Origin of the sequence: Chryseomicrobium palamuruense (assembly GCF_042649045.1) — a bacterium.
In the GTDB taxonomy this organism is placed as follows: Bacteria; Bacillota; Bacilli; order Bacillales_A; family Planococcaceae; genus Chryseomicrobium; species Chryseomicrobium palamuruense.
In genome coordinates this window covers 235382-253982 of the sequence record NZ_JBHSEF010000009.1, presented here as the reverse complement: position 1 = coordinate 253982, position 18601 = coordinate 235382, and the positions used below count along the sequence as shown (strand labels likewise).

Annotated in this window: 20 protein-coding genes and 1 tRNA gene; 6 read left to right on the top strand and 15 right to left on the bottom strand. The window is 44.3% G+C overall.

Going from position 1 to position 18601, the window contains the following annotated elements; translation table 11 throughout:
• Positions 1 to 99: 99 nt before the first annotated feature.
• From ACFO0S_RS02780 to ACFO0S_RS02770, 3 genes are all read left to right on the top strand, one after another.
• On the top strand, positions 100 to 1272 hold the full coding sequence (locus ACFO0S_RS02780) for an MFS transporter (RefSeq protein WP_378139934.1): 1173 nt from the start codon (positions 100 to 102) through the stop codon (positions 1270 to 1272).
• 143 nt (positions 1273 to 1415) lie between these two features.
• Positions 1416 to 2549, top strand: coding sequence for a M20 metallopeptidase family protein (locus ACFO0S_RS02775; protein WP_378140400.1), 1134 nt, complete (start codon positions 1416 to 1418; stop codon positions 2547 to 2549).
• A gap of 12 nt (positions 2550 to 2561) precedes the next feature.
• On the top strand, positions 2562 to 3056 hold the full coding sequence (locus ACFO0S_RS02770) for a DinB family protein (RefSeq protein ID WP_378139932.1): 495 nt from the start codon (positions 2562 to 2564) through the stop codon (positions 3054 to 3056).
• A gap of 17 nt (positions 3057 to 3073) precedes the next feature.
• On the opposite strand, the gene ACFO0S_RS02765 is transcribed toward ACFO0S_RS02770, so the two are convergent.
• Positions 3074 to 3883, bottom strand: a complete 810-nt coding sequence (locus ACFO0S_RS02765) for a DUF368 domain-containing protein (RefSeq protein ID WP_378139929.1) — start codon at positions 3881 to 3883, stop codon at positions 3074 to 3076.
• 164 nt (positions 3884 to 4047) lie between these two features.
• On the opposite strand from ACFO0S_RS02765, the gene ACFO0S_RS02760 reads away from it, so the two are divergent.
• Positions 4048 to 4491, top strand: a complete 444-nt coding sequence (locus tag ACFO0S_RS02760) for a GNAT family N-acetyltransferase (RefSeq protein ID WP_378139927.1) — start codon at positions 4048 to 4050, stop codon at positions 4489 to 4491.
• Positions 4492 to 4536: 45 nt separating this feature from the next.
• Here the strand turns inward: ACFO0S_RS02760 and yfkAB are convergent, their stop codons facing one another.
• The 5 genes from yfkAB to ACFO0S_RS02735 form a co-directional block, all read right to left on the bottom strand.
• Positions 4537 to 5649 carry a radical SAM/CxCxxxxC motif protein YfkAB gene (gene yfkAB, locus ACFO0S_RS02755; protein ID WP_378139925.1) on the bottom strand — a complete coding sequence of 371 codons (1113 nt, stop codon included), beginning with the start codon at positions 5647 to 5649 and terminating at the stop codon, positions 4537 to 4539.
• 88 nt (positions 5650 to 5737) lie between these two features.
• The gene (locus ACFO0S_RS02750) at positions 5738 to 7756 is read right to left on the bottom strand and encodes a TRAP transporter permease (RefSeq protein ID WP_378139923.1); all 2019 of its coding nucleotides are present in this window, start codon (positions 7754 to 7756) and stop codon (positions 5738 to 5740) included.
• 12 nt (positions 7757 to 7768) lie between these two features.
• Positions 7769 to 8221, bottom strand: a complete 453-nt coding sequence (locus tag ACFO0S_RS02745) for a DUF1850 domain-containing protein (protein ID WP_378139921.1) — start codon at positions 8219 to 8221, stop codon at positions 7769 to 7771.
• Entirely contained in the window at positions 8208 to 9185 is a 978-nt protein-coding gene (locus ACFO0S_RS02740) for a TAXI family TRAP transporter solute-binding subunit (protein ID WP_378139918.1), read from the bottom strand. The genes ACFO0S_RS02745 and ACFO0S_RS02740 overlap by 14 nt, the downstream gene beginning before the upstream one ends.
• Positions 9186 to 9453: 268 nt before the next feature.
• Positions 9454 to 10320 carry an SDR family oxidoreductase gene (locus tag ACFO0S_RS02735; protein WP_378139916.1) on the bottom strand — a complete coding sequence of 289 codons (867 nt, stop codon included), beginning with the start codon at positions 10318 to 10320 and terminating at the stop codon, positions 9454 to 9456.
• A gap of 117 nt (positions 10321 to 10437) precedes the next feature.
• Here ACFO0S_RS02735 and ACFO0S_RS02730 point away from each other — a divergent pair, with 117 nt between their 5' ends.
• Positions 10438 to 11226 carry an alpha/beta fold hydrolase gene (locus ACFO0S_RS02730; RefSeq protein ID WP_378139914.1) on the top strand — a complete coding sequence of 263 codons (789 nt, stop codon included), beginning with the start codon at positions 10438 to 10440 and terminating at the stop codon, positions 11224 to 11226.
• Positions 11227 to 11276: 50 nt separating this feature from the next.
• On the opposite strand, the gene ACFO0S_RS02725 is transcribed toward ACFO0S_RS02730, so the two are convergent.
• The 5 genes from ACFO0S_RS02725 to ACFO0S_RS02705 form a co-directional block, all read right to left on the bottom strand.
• Positions 11277 to 12191, bottom strand: a complete 915-nt coding sequence (locus ACFO0S_RS02725) for an ArsA family ATPase (RefSeq protein ID WP_378139912.1) — start codon at positions 12189 to 12191, stop codon at positions 11277 to 11279.
• Between the two features lie 18 nt (positions 12192 to 12209).
• Positions 12210 to 12473: a cory-CC-star protein gene (locus tag ACFO0S_RS02720; RefSeq protein ID WP_378139910.1), complete on the bottom strand. Its 264-nt coding sequence runs from the start codon at positions 12471 to 12473 to the stop codon at positions 12210 to 12212.
• A gap of 54 nt (positions 12474 to 12527) precedes the next feature.
• Entirely contained in the window at positions 12528 to 14264 is a 1737-nt protein-coding gene (locus ACFO0S_RS02715) for a carbon starvation CstA family protein (protein ID WP_378139908.1), read from the bottom strand.
• Positions 14265 to 14435: 171 nt separating this feature from the next.
• The gene (gene glsA, locus ACFO0S_RS02710) at positions 14436 to 15368 is read right to left on the bottom strand and encodes a glutaminase A (RefSeq protein WP_378139906.1); all 933 of its coding nucleotides are present in this window, start codon (positions 15366 to 15368) and stop codon (positions 14436 to 14438) included.
• A 55-nt stretch (positions 15369 to 15423) separates the two neighbouring features.
• Positions 15424 to 15633, bottom strand: coding sequence for a helix-hairpin-helix domain-containing protein (locus ACFO0S_RS02705; RefSeq protein WP_378139904.1), 210 nt, complete (start codon positions 15631 to 15633; stop codon positions 15424 to 15426).
• A gap of 73 nt (positions 15634 to 15706) precedes the next feature.
• Here ACFO0S_RS02705 and ACFO0S_RS02700 point away from each other — a divergent pair.
• Positions 15707 to 15779 (top strand) — tRNA-Val (locus ACFO0S_RS02700).
• A gap of 93 nt (positions 15780 to 15872) precedes the next feature.
• Here the strand turns inward: ACFO0S_RS02700 and ACFO0S_RS02695 are convergent.
• The 4 genes from ACFO0S_RS02695 to ACFO0S_RS02680 form a co-directional block, all read right to left on the bottom strand.
• Positions 15873 to 16598 carry a ZIP family transporter gene (locus tag ACFO0S_RS02695; RefSeq protein WP_378139902.1) on the bottom strand — a complete coding sequence of 242 codons (726 nt, stop codon included), beginning with the start codon at positions 16596 to 16598 and terminating at the stop codon, positions 15873 to 15875.
• Positions 16599 to 16664: 66 nt separating this feature from the next.
• Positions 16665 to 17225, bottom strand: a complete 561-nt coding sequence (locus ACFO0S_RS02690) for an AAA family ATPase (RefSeq protein WP_378139900.1) — start codon at positions 17223 to 17225, stop codon at positions 16665 to 16667.
• 73 nt (positions 17226 to 17298) lie between these two features.
• A complete protein-coding gene (locus ACFO0S_RS02685; protein WP_378139898.1) occupies positions 17299 to 17520 on the bottom strand; it encodes a transcriptional regulator in 222 nt (73 codons plus the stop codon).
• 99 nt (positions 17521 to 17619) lie between these two features.
• Positions 17620 to 18540, bottom strand: coding sequence for a 1,4-dihydroxy-2-naphthoate polyprenyltransferase (locus ACFO0S_RS02680; RefSeq protein ID WP_378139896.1), 921 nt, complete (start codon positions 18538 to 18540; stop codon positions 17620 to 17622).
• Between the last annotated feature and the right edge of the window lie 61 nt (positions 18541 to 18601).

Sequence of the window (18601 nt, the reverse complement as noted above, 5' to 3'; positions counted from 1 at the left end):
ATCATCTTTTTTCGTAAATCGAAGAGTTTGAGGTCGCTATTTTAAAATCCTCTCCGTATAATAGGTGAGTACTGAACTGAGAAAGTGAGAATAAATGGTATGACTAAAGATCAACGCAAAAAATTATCGATATTAATGCTCAATATGTTCATTGCTGTAGGGAGTTTTGGATTAATTCTCCCGATATTACCTGAGTATTTACGAGAACTTGGGCAAGGAGGCACAGCGGCCGGGATGATCATCGCGTTATTCGCTGGTGCCCAGCTGATTTTCTCCCCGCTCGGTGGTCGCTTCACAGACCAATATGGTCGTCGTAAAATGATTATCCTCGGTCTGTTCGGCCTTGGTTTTTCGATGCTACTCTTTTACTTAGCACCGAATATCTGGTTTGTCTATGTTTCTCGATTCATAGGCGGTGTGGGGGCAGCATTCTGTATTCCCGCTATTTTCGCCTATGTCGCAGACATTACAACCATGGACCAACGCGCGAAAGGAAACAGTTTCATTTCCGCTTCGATGTCTCTAGGGATCGTCGTCGGACCTGGTATTGGTGGGTTTTTAGCAGAGTACGGAACCAAAACACCTCTCCTTGTCTCTGCTATTGTGGGCCTAGCAGCAGTGGTGATTTCTTATTTCACCTTGCAAGAAAGTCGTCCAGAAGGCGACGTCATGGCACGTCCGCAGTCATCCTTGATTGATGACGTCTTACAGTCTCCGAAAAAGCCGTACTTCATTCCACTCATCATCATTATGGTCATGAGCTTCGGATTAATTGCCTATGAAACGGTGCTCGGACTGTATGTAGACGCTGCATATGGTGCAACGGCTCAGGAGATTGCTTGGATGATTACAGCAACAGGTGCTGTAAGTGTTGTGATCCAATTGTTTGTCGTCGACTATCTCGTCCGTCGATTTGGAGAACCGATCTTACTTGTTGTATTTTTAGGCATTGCGGCACTTGGTTTCTTCTTGTCGTTGATTGCCTCAAGCTACGCGATGTTCTTCGGCATCACCCTGCTTGTCTTCCTCGCCACATCGTTACTTCGTCCGGTGTTGACGACGATGATTTCGAAGATGGCCGGAAATGAGCAAGGCCTCGCGATGGGACTGAACAACTCATACATGAGTATCGGAAACATCTTAGGCCCACTTCTTGCAGGTACCATTTATGACATTGATATGAAATATCCATTCATGTTGGGACTGGTCGTGTTACTCGCGACACTTATGCTGTCCATCTCGTGGCAGCGAAAAGCAAAAGCAGCACTCTAATAGGAGCTACCCCCTTCATCAAAATGAAGGGGGGTTCTTATTGTTTCGTATCTCTAAAAGAGTATAATAGACACTAATAGAACATAGAGGAGGTTCCATCATTGTTTACATATGCCACACAGGTTGAAGAATTGTTGGACGAAATGGTCAAACTACGCAGACATTTCCATGAAAATCCAGAGTTATCGTTTGAAGAGGTGGAGACACCAAAGACCATTGCTGCTTATTTAAGAGAGCTTGGTATTGAGGCCGAAACGGACTTTGGCGGTCGCGGCGTTATTGGTCGTATTTACGGAGGTCAACCCGGAAAAACGGTTGCCTTGCGAGCTGATTTTGATGCATTACCGATTCAAGACGAAAAGACCGTGCCGTACCGTTCCAAGATCGACGGGAAGATGCACGCATGTGGACACGATGGACATACAGCTACTCTACTTGCCGTAGCGAAAGTCCTTCAGAAGAATCGTGAGCATTTAAAAGGAAATGTCGTGCTTATTCATCAGTTTGCGGAAGAATTTGCTCCTGGTGGCGCGAAACCCATGATTGAAGCAGGCTGCTTAGACGGTGTCGATGCCGTATTCGGAACACACCTCTGGTCGATGCTTCCTCACGGACAGATTGGATGGGCATCCGGACCTGCGATGGCGGCACCGGACCGTTTCGAAGTGAAAATTAATGGCCGTGGTGGCCACGGAGCATCGCCACACGAGACAATCGATAGCCTCTATCTCGGTACGCAAGTGGTAAGCCAGTTTCAATCCATTGTGAGTCGTCGACTAGATCCATTACAGCCTGCAGTAGTAACTGTCGCAACGTTTAATTCAGGAACCGCCTTCAATGTCATTCCGGATTCTGCAGTGATTGGGGGGACCGTTCGCACATTTGGTGAAGCGGTTCAGACGCAGATCATCTTTGAGATGGAGCGCATTGTTAAAGGGGTTTGCGAAGGAAGCGGCGCAACGTATGAATTTAATTATTTCAAAGGGTACCCCGCGCTAATCAATCCAGATCCGGAAATCCAACTTGTTGCTTCTTCTGCACGAAAAGCGATAGGCGCAGAGAATGTCGTGGAGATGCCCCCTATCATGGGTGGCGAAGATTTCTCCTACTACCTTTTTGAACGTCCCGGTGCGTTCTTCTTTACGGGAGCGGGCAATCCCGAAATAGACGCTATCTATCCTCATCACCACCCGAAGTTTGATTTTGATGAACGTGCCATGGTCCAAGCAGCCAAAGTACTGATTCAAGTTACACTTGATTATTTAGAAGCAGACTAAGGAGGTACATCAATGGAGACCTATATGGAAGCTCATCTTGATACCGTTCGAAAATTAACCCTTACTGTACTCGATCACACGCCCGAAGAATTTTCCGACCGAATTCCGGAAGGGTATCGAAACTCGATTCGTTGGAATTTCGGTCACATTCTGTATGTTCAAGAAAAGCTCGCGTATGAAGTCGCGGGGCAACAAGGACATCTAACCGATGTCTATGCACGACTATTCGCTGCAGGAACAAGCCCAGCGGACTGGAACGAAACGCCACCTACATTAGCCGAAATCAAAGAACAGATGCTTCTACAATCGGAGCGGATCAAACAATCCCACCAGTCCGGACTTGAAAACCTGTTACCTCAAGCTTTCACAAATAAAGTTGGTATCACGTTTGATACGGTTGGTGGGTGTCTGTTATTTAGCTTCTTCCATGAAGGCCTGCATTTAGATACCATTCGTCACTACATTCGCCAACTGAAACGTGCCGAAAAAAATACTGACCGCCCTTAAATGGACGGTCAGCTTTTTTATGCAGATACGCGATTTAATAAATGAACAATGATCCACCCTGCCGCAAATGTCACGAGGCTCAGTATCCACTGCACGCCATTTTCCGGTAGCCCTGGGAAAACGACAGCAAGGGACCCTAAGACAAGTCCAATGATGACGGCGAACGTGATTCCTGGTTTGTTGCCTAGTAAATAACGAATAATTTTACTACTCACGATAAACCCAACACCGACTCCAGCTCCGATGAGTAAAATTAGTGGGATGTTTAAATCAGATAACGCTTTGATGGCTGTCGGATAGACGCCAATTAAAAGTAAGATGAAAGATCCACTGATACCTGGAAGGAGCATCGCCATACTCGCAAGCCAACCGGAGAAAAACAGTAAAGCCGAAGTACTTGCTGATAATGATGTAATAACTTCCGATTCAGCCGGGCGGATAAACGCCATACTCGCAACAAGGACCGTTCCGATAAGAATGGCTACCCAGTAACTTGGTCTAAAACCCGCACGTGTATGTAATTCACGGAACAACATCGGAACGACACCAATAATCAATCCGAGGAAAAAGAATTGAGTCGGTGCGTAATAATTTTCAAGTAAAAAGTCGATGACACGACTGAGGGATAATATAGTTACGACCATGCCAATACCTAGAGGAACTAAAAACAAGGCATGACGTTTCCATTCCTTACTGAAGAATCCACTAATGGCTTCAATCAAACGATCATAAATCCCCAATATGACAGCAATCGTCCCTCCACTGACACCTGGAATCAAATCCGCCACACCTATGACGAACCCACGTAAAATATTTTTCCATTCCATTTCTAAAACCGCTCCTTTTTTCCATTTTACATTGTTTCAGTATAGCGGAAAGGAACCGATTTTGCACTGCACATAAAAGCAGTACTTCTCGTGTGAGAATACCGAAAAATAGCTCTTTTTAGTTTTTATCCAATCTTGTACGATGTAACAGAGGGGGAAAGGGAATGATTACATTACAAGAAGTAACAAAAGAGAATTGGATCGACGTGATCTCACTATCTGTACGAGACGATCAAAAGGCGTTTATTACGTCCAATGCAGTGTCTTTGGCTCAATTGCATTTTTTAGATGAATTTGTCGCAAAAGCCATTTATGCGAACGAGGAGCTTGTAGGGTTTGCACTTTACGGAGTGGATGAAGACGACGGAGAATACTGGATTTACCGTTTTATGATTGATCAAAAATTCCAGGGCAAAAATTATGGTCGCGAAGCAATGTCAGCTCTCATTGAAGATATTCGTGCGAACAAGCAGCCACGACATAAGACGATTACGTTGTCTTATGAACCGAAGAATCAAGCTGCAAAACAGTTTTATGATAAAATCGGTTTCCAAGAAGTGGAAGGACTCCTTATTTCCGATGAGCAAGTTTCACGTTATACATTTTAAAAAGAAGACCTATTCTCACCTTACCTGGCGAGAATAGTTCTTCTTTTATTTTGCTTTTCGATTGCTAAAATCAACTTCTGGGTAGTAAGCATCTTTCACCAATAGGTTAGGCCCCAGACACTTTACTGCTGGGCAATGGCAATTCATCGACCTGGCCGTAGCTGTCTCTACCCAGTTCTCATAAATTTCCGGGAGAGAAGTTTCCAGCAAGTTGCCTACCTTTGCTGCTTCCCCAAAATCAGTCACTGCCACTTCCCCCGTGAAAATATTAACGTTTAAGCGCGAACGTCCATCCGGGTCATTTCGAACCGTGACATTTTTTTGTGCACGGAGCAATGTGAGCAACTCCTGATCCTCAGTAGACTCACTACACGAGTAAAATGGCAACGTACCAAATAACATCCATGTTTCCTCGTCTCGAACAGTGAGTAATTGACGAATGGCTGCACGAGTCTCATCCAGCGTCAAGACATCCAAGTTCGAAGCGAAACTGACAGGATACATCGGATGCACTTCATGACGACTGCACTTCATGTCTTTCACCACTTGACGATGAATTTCTTCGATATAGGGAAGTGTTCGTTTATTAAGCATGGTTTCTGCAGACACAAAGACGCCCATCTCAGAAAGACGACGACTGTTCTCAATCATCGTAGCAAACTGACGTTTTCGAACGGCTACAGGTGGCGGTGTCGGCATGTTCGCAAAGCCACCTTCCATGAAGTCTTCGATTGTTCCCCAGTTATGTGAGATGTGTAAAACATCCAAGTACGGTGCAATCGTTTCGTAGCGCTCGAACGGCATCGTTAAATTGGAGTTGATTTGTGTTCGGATATTTCGTGACTTGGCATATTTTAAGAGAGGCAGGATCACTGTCTCAAGTGATTTCTTTGAAAAAAGTGGCTCGCCTCCCGTTAGACTGAGTGTGCGCAGATGCGTAATCTCATCCAGTTTCGCAAAGATTTTCTCAAGTGCAATCGGTGTTGGGTCTTTCAACGCCAATATGTCGCCAACCGCACAGTGCTCACAACGCATATTGCACAGATAGGTTGTCGTGAGTTCAATGCTGGATAGCATCAGCTTTCCGTGGCGCGTGACATCGAGATACGCTTCCCATTCATCTGTTGTAGGCGTTTGTTTATTATGTAAAAGTACCATTGGTTGTATTTCCTTCTCTCTATCATTTTCCACTGCTCTATTGTACACATTTTGACCATAAGAAAAAAGAGCAGCCGAAGCTGCTCTTTTAGGTCGTACTATTCGCGGTCGCGGTTTCTTCTTTACGACCTTTGATAAAATTCAATCCCGCAACAAGAACAACAATTACGAGTCCAATTATATCTGTAAACCCTTCAGGTACGATCATAAGTAGAGCCCCTACCCCTAGAACGAGTCGTTCTATCAAGTTAAGGTGGGTTCGGTAATACCCTTCCACCGCTGCGCCAAGAGCGAGAATACCAATCACGGATGTGATAACAATGATCACAATCGACATAATCTCAGGCCGTGCAAATTCAGTGGCGTTCGTAGCTACTCCTGTTGTATCAATCATCAGCATAGCCGGATTGTAGACGAACAGATACGGAATGATGAACCCGGCGATGGCAAGACGTAAAGCTTGGAAACCAGTTCGCATTGGGTCGCCTCCAGAAATTCCCGCACCTGCAAATGCCGCAAGAGCGACAGGTGGTGTGATATTGGCAAATATACCGAAGTAGAAGACAAACATGTGCGCAACAAGCACTGGAATATCGAAGGTTGCAAGTGCTGGCGCAGCCATTGTCGCTGTAATGATGTAAGCTGGAATGGATGGAAGACCCATCCCTAAAATGATCGACGCAATCATCGTAAAGAACAATGTCAGGAATAATGAGCCAGCACCTAAGCTTGTAATGGCAGAGGTCATTACGGTACCGAAACTTGTTAAGCTCACAACCCCAATTATGATCCCGACGACCGCACAGGCTACCATAACCGATAGTGACTGCTTAGCACCAGATGCCAAAGCATCTACAATATCCATGAAGGACATACGCGTTTCTTTACGAAACATACTTACAATAACCGTCAAAATAATGGTATAGAATGCCGCATAACCAATCGGTGTCGAAATCGCAAGAAAATAAATTAATCCGACAAGTGGCAACAGCAAGTGTCCGCGAGACTTTAATACTTCTTTAAGTTTCGGAAGATCCGATTTCGGAACCCCTCGAAGATTATCTTTTCCTGCACGGAAATGCACTTGGGCTATGACGCCGAGATAATACAGTACTGCTGGTAAGAGAGCTGCTAAAGCAATCGTGCCATAACTGACACCTGTCGTTTCAGCCATGATGAAGGCACTTGCTCCCATAATCGGAGGTAAAATCTGTCCACCGACAGATGCACTGGCTTCTACGGCTCCTGCAAAGTTTTTCGAATACCCTACTTTTTTCATAAGTGGGATCGTAAACGCACCCGTTCCCACGACATTCGCAACCGCGGCCCCGTTAATACTTCCCATAAATCCACTAGAGACAACCGCCACTTTTGCTGGTCCTCCCTTTTTACTTCCTGCGAGTGCGAGTGCTAGATCATTAAAGAGTTGACCCATCCCTGACTTCGCTAAAAAAGCTCCAAACAAAATGAAAAGAAAGATGAACGTAACCGAAGCACCAATGGCGCTTGAGTAAAGTCCTTCTGTTTTCAAATAAAGTTGTCCAAATATATCCCCTAGGTCATATGGTCTTGTCATTAACCGGTTCGGCATAAAGGACATATGACTAAAGAATGGATAGGACAAGAAGAGCAACGCCATAATCGGTAGGATCAGCCCCATAATTCGACGAGATGCTTCCAAAATTAACATAACGGCTAAAATCGCCATAACGACATCCATCGTATTCGGTATTCCACCACGAGTCGTTACAATGGCTTGGTATTCAACAATCAGGTAGGCTGCTGTGCTAAGTGAGAGCAAGAATAGGATCCAATCATAGAAAGGAACCTTCGTCCGGTCCTGCGATTTGGTTACTGGATAAATCAAGTAGACAAGAGCGACCCCAATGGCCACGTGAATTGAACGCTGCAGGAGCTGTGGCATAGGATTAAATGTAATATAGAGATGAAAGAGTGAGTAGGCGACAGCCAATAGTGTAACAAACCAAACGATCTTTTTATTTGCAAACTGTCGTACAACTGACTCTTTATCAAACTTCTCTAAGATTTCTTGCTGATTATCTGCTGCTGGGTCAGCGGCAATGGTTGCTTTGGGTTCTACTGCCATAGTTCCACTCCTTTATGTATGGATGAGCCACCATGGATAATAGGTGACACGAATAACAATGTCCACGTAATCATCCACGTACTTATAGATAGGGACTTCTTGTCCGGAAAAAAACATCGTGGTTTCAATTGAATCTGAAACGAAGAGACGGAGTTCGGGAAATGATTGGTTCATTTTGAAATGCACCAAACCATCATCCGACGGTATGACTTCTCCATCACTTGGCACACCAGCCCCGAACGTCTTAAATGCCGTCTCATAGAGTAGGAGTTCATGATGATGTATACGGTAAAACTCTTTCCATTCTTCTTTTTCCACTGAATGGATCCATCGAAGCTCTACTTCATTTGATGGATAAAAGTGCGTATATTGTTCACTGCTCACTTGAATCCCTTTAACTGGAATACAAAAAAGAAAGAGAGTGGCGATCGCCACTCCCCACTTCCGCTTTTTATTGCTCGTCATAGTAGCGTTGTGCACCTGGGTGAACAGGAGCTACCATACCTTCTTGAGCAGCTTCAAGTGAAATTTCAGTGGCTGCTTGGTGCGCATTCGCTAAGTCGCCTAGTCCTTCAAAGAATGATTTCGTCATTTGATAAACATCATCTTCACTTAAATCTGAACGAACAACAAGTGCGTTCATGATAGCAGCAGTTGGAACCGCTTCTTCATTTCCATAGGTTCCAGCTGGGATTTCAAGTGCGACGAAATACGATTGATCTTGAGCGATTTCAGCAATTTTCTCCGGGCTTACACTTACGATTTTTAAATCAATCGATTGTTCAAGTTCCATAAGGGATGCATTCGGAATACCAGAAGTAAGGAATGCTGCGTCTAACTGGCCTGCCTTTAAAGCATCTGCTGCTTCTGCATATCCTAAATAATCAACTTGAATATCATCATATGTAATACCGTGGCCGTTTAATAGGTTCCGTGCATTCACTTCAACACCTGAGTTTTGATCCCCAACTGCCACACGCTTACCGACAAGGTCTTCAATCGTTTCAATACCTGTATCGGCTGTTGTTACGATTTGAACATAGTTTGGATAAAGCGCTGCGATTTGTTGTACGTTGTTAACCGGCTCTGAGAAGTTTCCTTCCCCATTCACTGCTTCACTTAATACATCACTCATGACGAAAGCCATTTCAATCTTTTCTTGCGCTAACAAGTTCATGTTTTCGACCGAAGCACCAGTTGCTTGGGTTTTCGAATTGACACCGAACTCCGAAGAATAGCGCTCTCCAAGTGCTGTTCCGATGATATTGTATGGACCCGAAGATCCTCCCGTACCGATTGTCACGATATTTGTATCCAGTCCTTCTCCGTCTCCCGAGCCAGCACTGCCACTGTCGTCAGAACCACACGCTGCCAGGATAGAACCAGCTAGTAGAATGACTGAAAACCCTTTCAAATATGTCCGTTTCATGTTAGATGACCCCCTCTAGTTAAATTACTCTGTAATTATACACAAAATTTATTTCAATTGTTAGAAAAATCACAGTTTTCCTTTTAAAATGGTTCAGATGGAATAAAATGATAGAAATATATTTCATAAACTTCCTTTATTTGGTTTATTATTAATAATAATTCGTTATATTGGGTAAACATTCAATAAAAATGAGAAGTTTTTTTCTCCGAACTCAGTGTAAAATAGAGCTAAAAAAGCATAAATAAGAGCAGCCGAAGCTGCTCTTTTACGAACTCATCCACATTCCACCATTTACGTGGATGCACTGTCCCGTCATATATGCTCCATCTTCTGAAGCAAGAAGTACATAGGCACCTACTAGATCACGTGGTTGCCCTGGACGCCCAAGCGGTGTATCGGTACCGAATTCCTCGACATGCTTTTCATCAAATGTCGCAGGAATAAGGGGTGTCCAGATCGGTCCAGGGGCGACCATATTCACTCGGATGCCCTTGTCCGCTACATTTTGCGCGAGGCTACGCGTAAACCCTACGATGGCTCCTTTAGTGGAAGCATAATCAATCAGTTCTTTATTGCCCATGTACGTTGTGACCGATGTCGTATTGATGATTGAACTTCCTTGTTTTAAGTGAGGCATCGCAAGTTTTGAAAGGTAGAAGATGGGATAGATGTTCGTCTTATATGTTAGATCCCACTGCTCAGACGTAATATCTTCAATCGAATTTTGCGGAAACTGTTTCGCTGCATTGTTGACGAGAATATCCAGTTGACCAAATTCTTTCACTGTCTTATCCATTAACTCTTTACAGAAAGATTCATCGGAGACGTCACCCTTCACTAGGAGACATTTAGCCCCTCGGTCTTCTATCATGCTTTTTGTCTCTTCCGCATCACGATCTTCTTCTAAGTAGTTGATGACGACATGAGCACCTTCAGCTGCAAATCCAATAGCTACAGCTTTTCCGATCCCACTATCTCCACCTGTAATCAACGCTACTTTATCTTTTAATTTTCCAGAGCCTTTGTAATCCGTAGGATGGACCGGTGCGGGTTCCATCTTGGATTCGACACCTGGTTGCTTTTTCTGTGTCTGAGGCGGTTGCCCATCTTGTTGACGTTCATGAATATTCATTGTTCATTCCTCCTCCTCATTTTTCATCGTTATTTGTTTTCCCTCCCTACATGCTTTAAAACGTTTTAATTTCTCTTGAAAAGGGGATTTACATAGCACAACGAAAGGAGCCCGAACATGTTAACGACTACTATCCACTCTCATAAAATGGCTTTTTCAGAAAAAGGATCGGGACCCCCTCTTCTGGTCCTGCATGGATTGACGGGAAATCGACATATGTTTGATGAGGAGACACGCATTTTAAAAAAATATTTCCGCGTCATTGCGCCTGACTTTCGGGGGCACGGGGATTCAGACCGCCCCTCCTCGTACACGCTTGATGACTTAATCGAAGACATTGTAGCGCTGATTGATTACCTCGAGTTACCCACCGTCTATCTTCTGGGCGTCTCCATGGGAAGCTATGTCGCCCAAGGCGTAGCGATCCGACTAGGCGACCGTGTGGAACGGCTTGTGCTTGTCGCCACAAAATCAACAGGAAAGACATCCGCCATGCAAGCTCTTTTTGAAAAACACGGAGATGAACTCAATGGACTTTCACATAATGCGAAATTACTAAAAGCGTCGAAGTATATGTATCATGATTTGCAAGCAGTTGGAAAATGGAGTAAAGAGGCCGCGAAAAAATCAGAACCGATGTCCGCTGAACAGATTGAAGCAGCGAACCAGGCACTCACGGAATTTGATTTCACACCGGACTTGTCGAAAATCACGGCTGAAACACTTGTCATTAGTGGCGACCATGATCAATTGAATCCACCGGAAGAGGCACGAGAAACGGCACGCCTGATTCCTCATGCCACATTCGCTGAGTTTAACCAATCTGGACACGCACCGAATGTCGAACAACGCATGCTCTTTTTAGATTTCGTACTTGAATTTCTAGGTGTCGAGCGGACAACATGAAAGAAGGCTTATTCCAGAACCAAGTGAACTTGGACTGAAATAAGCCTTTTTTATACATAGGTCGCATACTGTTCAAATTGGTCTTTCGTCGAGATATCACGTGCGAAAAATGGAATATAAATTCGCTTTTGTTTCGCAAATCGTTTGGCGATCGTCTCAAGATAAGGTGCTTCTGCTTCTTTTCGCTCAAGCATGAAAGCCCCTTCGACCTTCTCAGGTAACACTTTATTGATAATCAGTGTGCGAACATGAATCCCGTAATTGTGAAGCATGTCGACAGCTTTTTGCGTCTCGAGAATGGGCAACCGTTCCGGGTTCAAAACAAATATGTACCCCGTCTTCTCTTCATCTAACAAGATGTCCCGCACGGCTTTAAACCTTCGCTGACGTTCCCTGAGCACATCGTAGATGGGATCTTCTCGAGGTTTCCCGTCATTTAATAGCTGTGTATAATTCTCATTGGTCTTCTCTCGCTTTTGAAGCAACCCTTCAATCCACACACCCATCAACTCCGGAAGGGTTAACAGACGAATCGTATGTCCTGTTGGCGCTGTATCAAAGACGATGCGGTCATAATTTACTTGTTCATCGAGAACAATAGAGACAATCTTATCAAATAGAGCGGCTTCGTCTGCACCAGGGGAGGCCTTTGCCGTATCTAACTGTCGATACACTTCTTGCATCATCGTTGGATTGACCGTGCCCTTTACATTCTGCTTCACTTGGTCGATATAGGCGGTCGTTTCCACTTCCGGATCGATTTCAAGTGCAATCAGATTAGGTGCAACCTCTTTTCCCTTACTTCCAATCGCTGTATCAAATATGTCTCCGACGTTATGCGCAGGATCTGTCGATACCAGTAATGTCCGTTTCCCTGCTTTCGCGAAATTCCACGCTATGGCTGCCGCGGAGGTCGACTTCCCGACACCGCCTTTTCCTCCGACGAATAAAATGCGTTGTTCCATCTCGTTGTTCCTCCTCTCTTAACAGCATCTAAACCCAGTCATCGGTGATTTGTCCATTCCTACACGAAGATGCCAGTCATGAAACTGCTCCATCATATACGGGTATAACTCGAGCGTGTAATAATACGCCGGATTCGGGATGCCAAGCATTTCGGAATAGAGCATGAACAAAAACAAATCATCTTGGTCACGAAGTTCTCGTGCGATTTCCGACCGGTGCGGCATCGATAATACTTCATCATAAAAAGCTACGAGGGCTTTCATCTTATCAAGTAATGACATGGTGCACCTCCTCGTTTGAATGAAAAGAGGCTGCACGGAGCAGCCCTTTTTACACTAATCTTCGAATTTATAGTCCGGGTCAATTCCCTTACGTAAAGCGGAAACGGCAGTCAATAAAATCCACAGCGTGAATCCAAAAATGATGGCGCCGAATACAAACAAGAGCGTGTTCGGGTTACTTCCCCACATGGCCCATTGGAAGAACAGTTGCTGAGCCATTGCATACATGGTCATGAATACGAGGAAGATCATTGGGATGAGGGCCACCCAATAATTTCGGCCCAACCACTTCAACCAAATCGTGATCAGGAGTAGTGATATACCCGCTAGTAACTGGTTAGATGTACCGAACAATGGCCATAACAAGTATCCGCCTGAACCGAAGCCGTTTGGACCTTGCGGAATTAAAACAAGAGCTGCAGAAGAGACGACCGCAATTGTTGTCGCTACATGCGTTTTTGTCAGGACGGGCATGTTATATTCTTGACCAAGTTCGGCAATAATATAGCGCATAAGCCGTACAGATGTATCAAGAGTCGTTGCTGCGAAGCTAATGACAATGATTGAAACGATTGTCGTTGCGACTCCTGCCGGAATGAAGAGGCCTTCTGCAAGTTGAGCAGCACCCTTAACGAAGTTGCCTAGCCCCCCACCACTCGCAGCTGCGAAACTGGAATAACTTTCACGGAAGGCATCCGCATTCGGGAAGAACGTGATGACGGCCATAATAGAGACAAGTGCGAGAATACCTTCACCCACTGCTCCTGCATATCCTACAAAGCGAGCATCTGTTTCTTTATAAAGCTGTTTGGAAGATGTACCTGAAGAAACCAATCCGTGGAATCCGGAGATGGCACCACAGGCAATCGTGATGAACAATAGCGGCAACCAAGAAACGTCATTGGTCGCATTGGCCATCGGCGCTGTAATCTGAGGATTTGTGAATAATAATCCCAAATAAAGAATTAACAGACCCACGACAAGTTGGTGTGAGTTAATGAAATCACGTGGTTGTAACAACTTCCATACTGGTAGCGTGGAAGCAATATAAACGTAAACCATTAAGAACATGATCCAAATAAAGAAAGCGGTCGAAATGGCTCCTAGTCCAAACAAGCCTGCTCCCTCTTCACCACCCATATAGCGGACAAGGTCAATTTGTAGCCATTCGACATTACTCGCTATGACTGCCGTCGCATACATGATGACAAGAGCAATTAAGGATGGAATTAACATTTTTCCTTGCTTTTTATAGACAGCATAGCCAATCCAAATCGCTAATGGGATTTGAATCATAACAGGTAACACCGCTGCCGGGAACGAGATAAAGAGGTTCGCAATGACCCATGCAAACACGGCATTGACCATAAGTACTAAAATTAAAATGATGAATAAAAACAAGATTTTTCCTCGTTGGCCAATTAATTTGTGCGCAAGCGTTCCGACAGATTGCCCCTTATTTCGCACAGACAGGACTAGAGTTCCAAAATCATGGAATCCAGCTGCGAAAACGGTGCCCAAAACGACCCATAAAAACGCAGGCAGCCAGCCCCAGTAGACTGCAATAGCCGGCCCTAAGATCGGCGCAGCACCTGCAACTGAAGTAAAGTGATGTCCCCAAAGAACCCACTTATTTGTCGGGACAAAGTCAACACCATCTTCAAAACGATGAGCAGGTGTGACATAGTCCGGGTCCAGCTTAAAGATTTTTTCTGCCAAGAATTTCGAATAAAATCGGTAGCCTAAAATGAAGATAAATAGTCCAATCGAAGCTAATGCAATCGCATTCATTTCCAATCCCCCTTCTACTTCCCATTTTTGCTTACCTCATCATATTAAAATAAGGTCTGAATTATTTCAATATTAGAAATAAACAATTTATTATTTTTTTCGACTTTTTTTTTATTTTTTTTGGGATTCAGTCAAAAAAAAACCTCTCACTGGATGTGAGAAGCTTATAATTTAGAAAACCGAGAGATCCCATTCTTCGGATAATCGCTTCAGTAATTGAATTCCCTTCACACTGTTACCACGAGAATCGAGTGGCGGCGAAAGAATACCGATTCCCATTCGGTCACTGACCACAGCAAGAATGCTTCCGGACACCCCACTTTTTGCTGGGAATCCAACTTTAATCGTAAATCGAGAAGAGGCATCGTACATCCCACTTAGGAGCATGTAGGCATTGGCCGTCTTCACGTTGGCATCTTGCAGGATTCGCTCTTCAGAGAACGGATCAACACCTTTGTTTGCGAGTAGCGCACCCATGCGTGCAATATCTTCTACATTGACAGCAATCGAGCACATTTGAAAATACAGGTCGAGTGAGTCTTCGGTGTCGTGAATGGATCCGGATGCTTGTAAGAAGTAGGCAATGGCTTTGTTCCTGAGCGCCGTCGATTTTTCGGAATCAAAGACCTCTACATCCACATAGATACCGTCATCTCCCGTCAGTTTGCGAGTGAATTCCAGCATATTGGACAGCGCTTCGTCCCCGTCGCGTTCAGCAATCATGGAACTTAAGACGATAGCACCAGAGTTGATCATCGGGTTGTGGACATTCCCTTCTGATGTACTTTGAATCCCCATAATCGTATTAAACGGGTCACCTGTTGGGTCGAGGGTGATTCGCTCAAATACAGCTTCCTCTCCAAAGTTTTCGAGAGCATACAGAAAGATGACGACTTTGGAAATGGACTGCATCGTAAATTTATGGTCTACGTCACCTGTTGAAATCATTCGGCCAGCCGTATCCATGATGCTGACGGCAAATACGTCTGGATCGACGCGTTCCAGTGCAGGTATGTAGGATGCGACTTTCCCGTTGTTTTCACAGTTCTTTTCACAGTCATAAAACATTTCTTCGAGTTGTTTTTCATGTTCTTTTAAAGGCATAGTGGACTCCCTCCTTATGGGCAGTTTGCTTTTCTTTTACCCGTTACTTAGGGATTTAATCTACTCGAAAGGCAAGTTGGTGAGTATGGAGGGCAACAGATAAAATTTTTATAGCCTTTGGGCCTACTCCGTGATAGGCTTTTACTTCTTCCAGCGATTTCATACATAGTTCTTCTAATGTATAGATAGAATGAGCATGCAATGCACGCGTGGCAGGCTTTCCAATCGTTTGTGGCAAAGGTGTAGATGATGAATATGAAGTCATGGATTGAACCTCCTTCAAAATAGTGTTGCACTATCTAGGAAAAGCGGTATAATAATCTTTGTCAGTTAAATTAGATCCTGTAGCTCAGCCGGGAGAGCGCCACCTTGACAGGGTGGAGGTCGCTGGTTCGAACCCAGTCGGGATCATTGGGTGCCAAACCCACGTGGAAGCTGTCGGAACACGGCTTTCACACGAAAGAGTCCTATTAGACCGTATGTCTAGGGGCTCTTTTTTGATGTTTAAATTAACAAGAGAAGCACTGTATAGCCAAAGACGCCGCCGAAAAACGCAGGATAACTACTCTCTCGCTCTTCAGGAAGTTCTTCCTTCATCACGTTTAAAATTATTCCTCCAGCAAGCAGCGCTACGAGATACGAAAGAATAAAGGGATGAATCTCCGTCACAACCCCTGTTGCCCACCCTAACAAAATCGAAGCCGTCAATAACCACCGTCCGTATTTTTCATAATCCTTATCGTGCTGCTCGTCCAGACTACTATCAATGGTGATAAAGTGAACGCCAAGTGCCACAAAAAAAGCCCAAGGCCCGAGAGAACCTGTGAACTCTTCCCGGACAAGAAGATAACCAATACTGAAATTGTATAAAGCAAAGGTTCCGATATGAACCCAAAAGACCCCAGCGTGATGCTCAATGGATGAAGCATCTGTCCGATGCTTATGAGATGTTTTTACAAATTGTTCTAACCCATAGAATAAAACAAGACCAAATAAAGCAATCATATAAATATGGTGTTCAAAGAAGGACAGTAGACCTTCTCCTTTTAACTCTTCCTGAAAATCACCGAGTTCAGGGAGGAGATGTAAAAAGACGTAAGCCACTGCAATTCCACCTGCAATAGATAAAAACTGGCTACGCGGTTTTCTTCGTAAAAACTTCAAATGCCTTGTAAATAAATGAATGATGATAAACCCGATGACACAAAGAAAGCTGAGTCCCGTGCTCATATGATGGCCTCCTATCTTGGCTCATACTTTCACGTTACCCAGCTCTTATTTATCTAAACAGTCCATTTATAAATTAAAGTGAGTTTTAATTTGCAGTGCGGCTTGTTGTGCATCTACATTCATTGTATCGACGTGTAAATAGTTTTGCACTTGTAGTTCTCCTGGGTGCGAATTCAGTCGGTAGTTTTCGGCAGTGGTAATGACATCGTTTCGTGACCATTCCAAGTTTCGCTTGAACGGCTTATGTTCGAGTCGGTTCGGTGTGACGTTGCGCGCCAAACGCTCTTCAAGATCAGCTTCTAGTTCTACGTGATAGACGTCTGCACCTTCTGCCTCAAAAATTCCCACGACATTTTCAACGTAGTTCCAGTCAATATCTTTGTCGAACCGCCAGACAAACGTAAATATCAACCCTTCTAAGTCACTCTTTGCAACCTCTTCAAAAATTTGCTGACGGAACGAGTTCACGAGTCCCTGTCCCCGTTTGGTACTATAATCAAAAAAGTTGGAGACCAAATCAATCGTCATGTGATTATGAAATAATTTCAACTCAGTGATTTTCGCTAACTCCTGCCCTACCGTCATCTTCCCCACGGCTTGTGGCCCAAACAATAAGACTAACTTCATTCCCATCCATCCCTTATCCACTAGCAAGACTGCTTAAATTTTTCCTATTGTACCATATGAAAATGGATGAATGTTAGACAATTTCCCGTTCTTTATGGAGGACCGGTTGACTAGCGAGGATATGATCGAGTAAAAAGGTTCGTTTGGCTCGTTTGTTATAGTCCCATACCCATAACCTCTCCCCGTTCATCTTTAACACACGAATACGACGCTTCGTTACATTACCCGCTTTATCCATATACACAATCTCAACGACTTGATTATATTTCATTGCCTTGACCATATGGTCTCGCATACTTTCCGACCTCCTTTATCTGTTCTTATTATATGGAACATACGTTCTTTTTACAACCAAAAAGAACCGTCTACTCTGAAAAAAGTAGACGGTTTCCCGTTAAATTAACCATTCAATAAATAACCCAATCGTCAACAATATCCCGACAAACGTATTGGTTAACGCAGTCGACTTCATCGCAGGTCCCATCATCTGTGGCTGCGTTTTGCCTAAACGGAAGCTCTTAATAGCTTTCATCGACTTGGGAACAGCAAGCAGGACAAGAAGTGCCCAAGGTGTCACGATTTGCATCATCACGAGCCCGATGATCCACGCATAAGAAATGATGAATGCAATTGCGAGGCCTGTAATCGCCTTTTCACGACCTAGTAAAATCGGTAGTGTCTTTCGGCCACCGATTGTATCTTCCTGGATGTCGCGGATGTTGTTGGACATATTGATGGCGCCAACTAAAACTCCAAATGGAAGTGAGAGCAAAAGCGCCCACGTCGTCACTTCAAGCGTCTGAAGATAATAGGCAATCAAGATAAACCCAATGCCCATGAAAACTCCAGCAAACACTTCGCCGAAAGGTGTATATGCAATCGGAAGAGGACCTCCTGTATAGAAGTAACCGACAGCCATGCCGACAACTCCAATTGCGATTAACCACCAGCTCGTGGAGGCAGCGATGTAGATACCAATTAATCCGGCAATCACATATAAGATCAAAGCGACGCTTAAGACCATACCTGGTTTAAGGCCGTGGCGAACAATTCCGCCGCCGATTCCAACAGATTCTGCTGTATCTAAACCCTTTTTAAAATCGTAGTATTCATTGAACAAATTCGTAGCAATCTGCAGACAAAGTCCCGCTGCCATCATGGCAATGAACAGTCCCCAGTGAATCGATGTATCAAATAGAGCCATTACCGTCCCTAAAATAACAGGAACAAATGTAGCCGTCAGCGTATGAGGGCGCGTCATTTGCCACATTAATTTTCCACGTGAAATCGGTACGGTCGAATCAAGTGCAGTCATTTCAAAAATCTCCTTCGCATCTAAACTACTCAGCACTTCATTATATCATTATACTTACTGC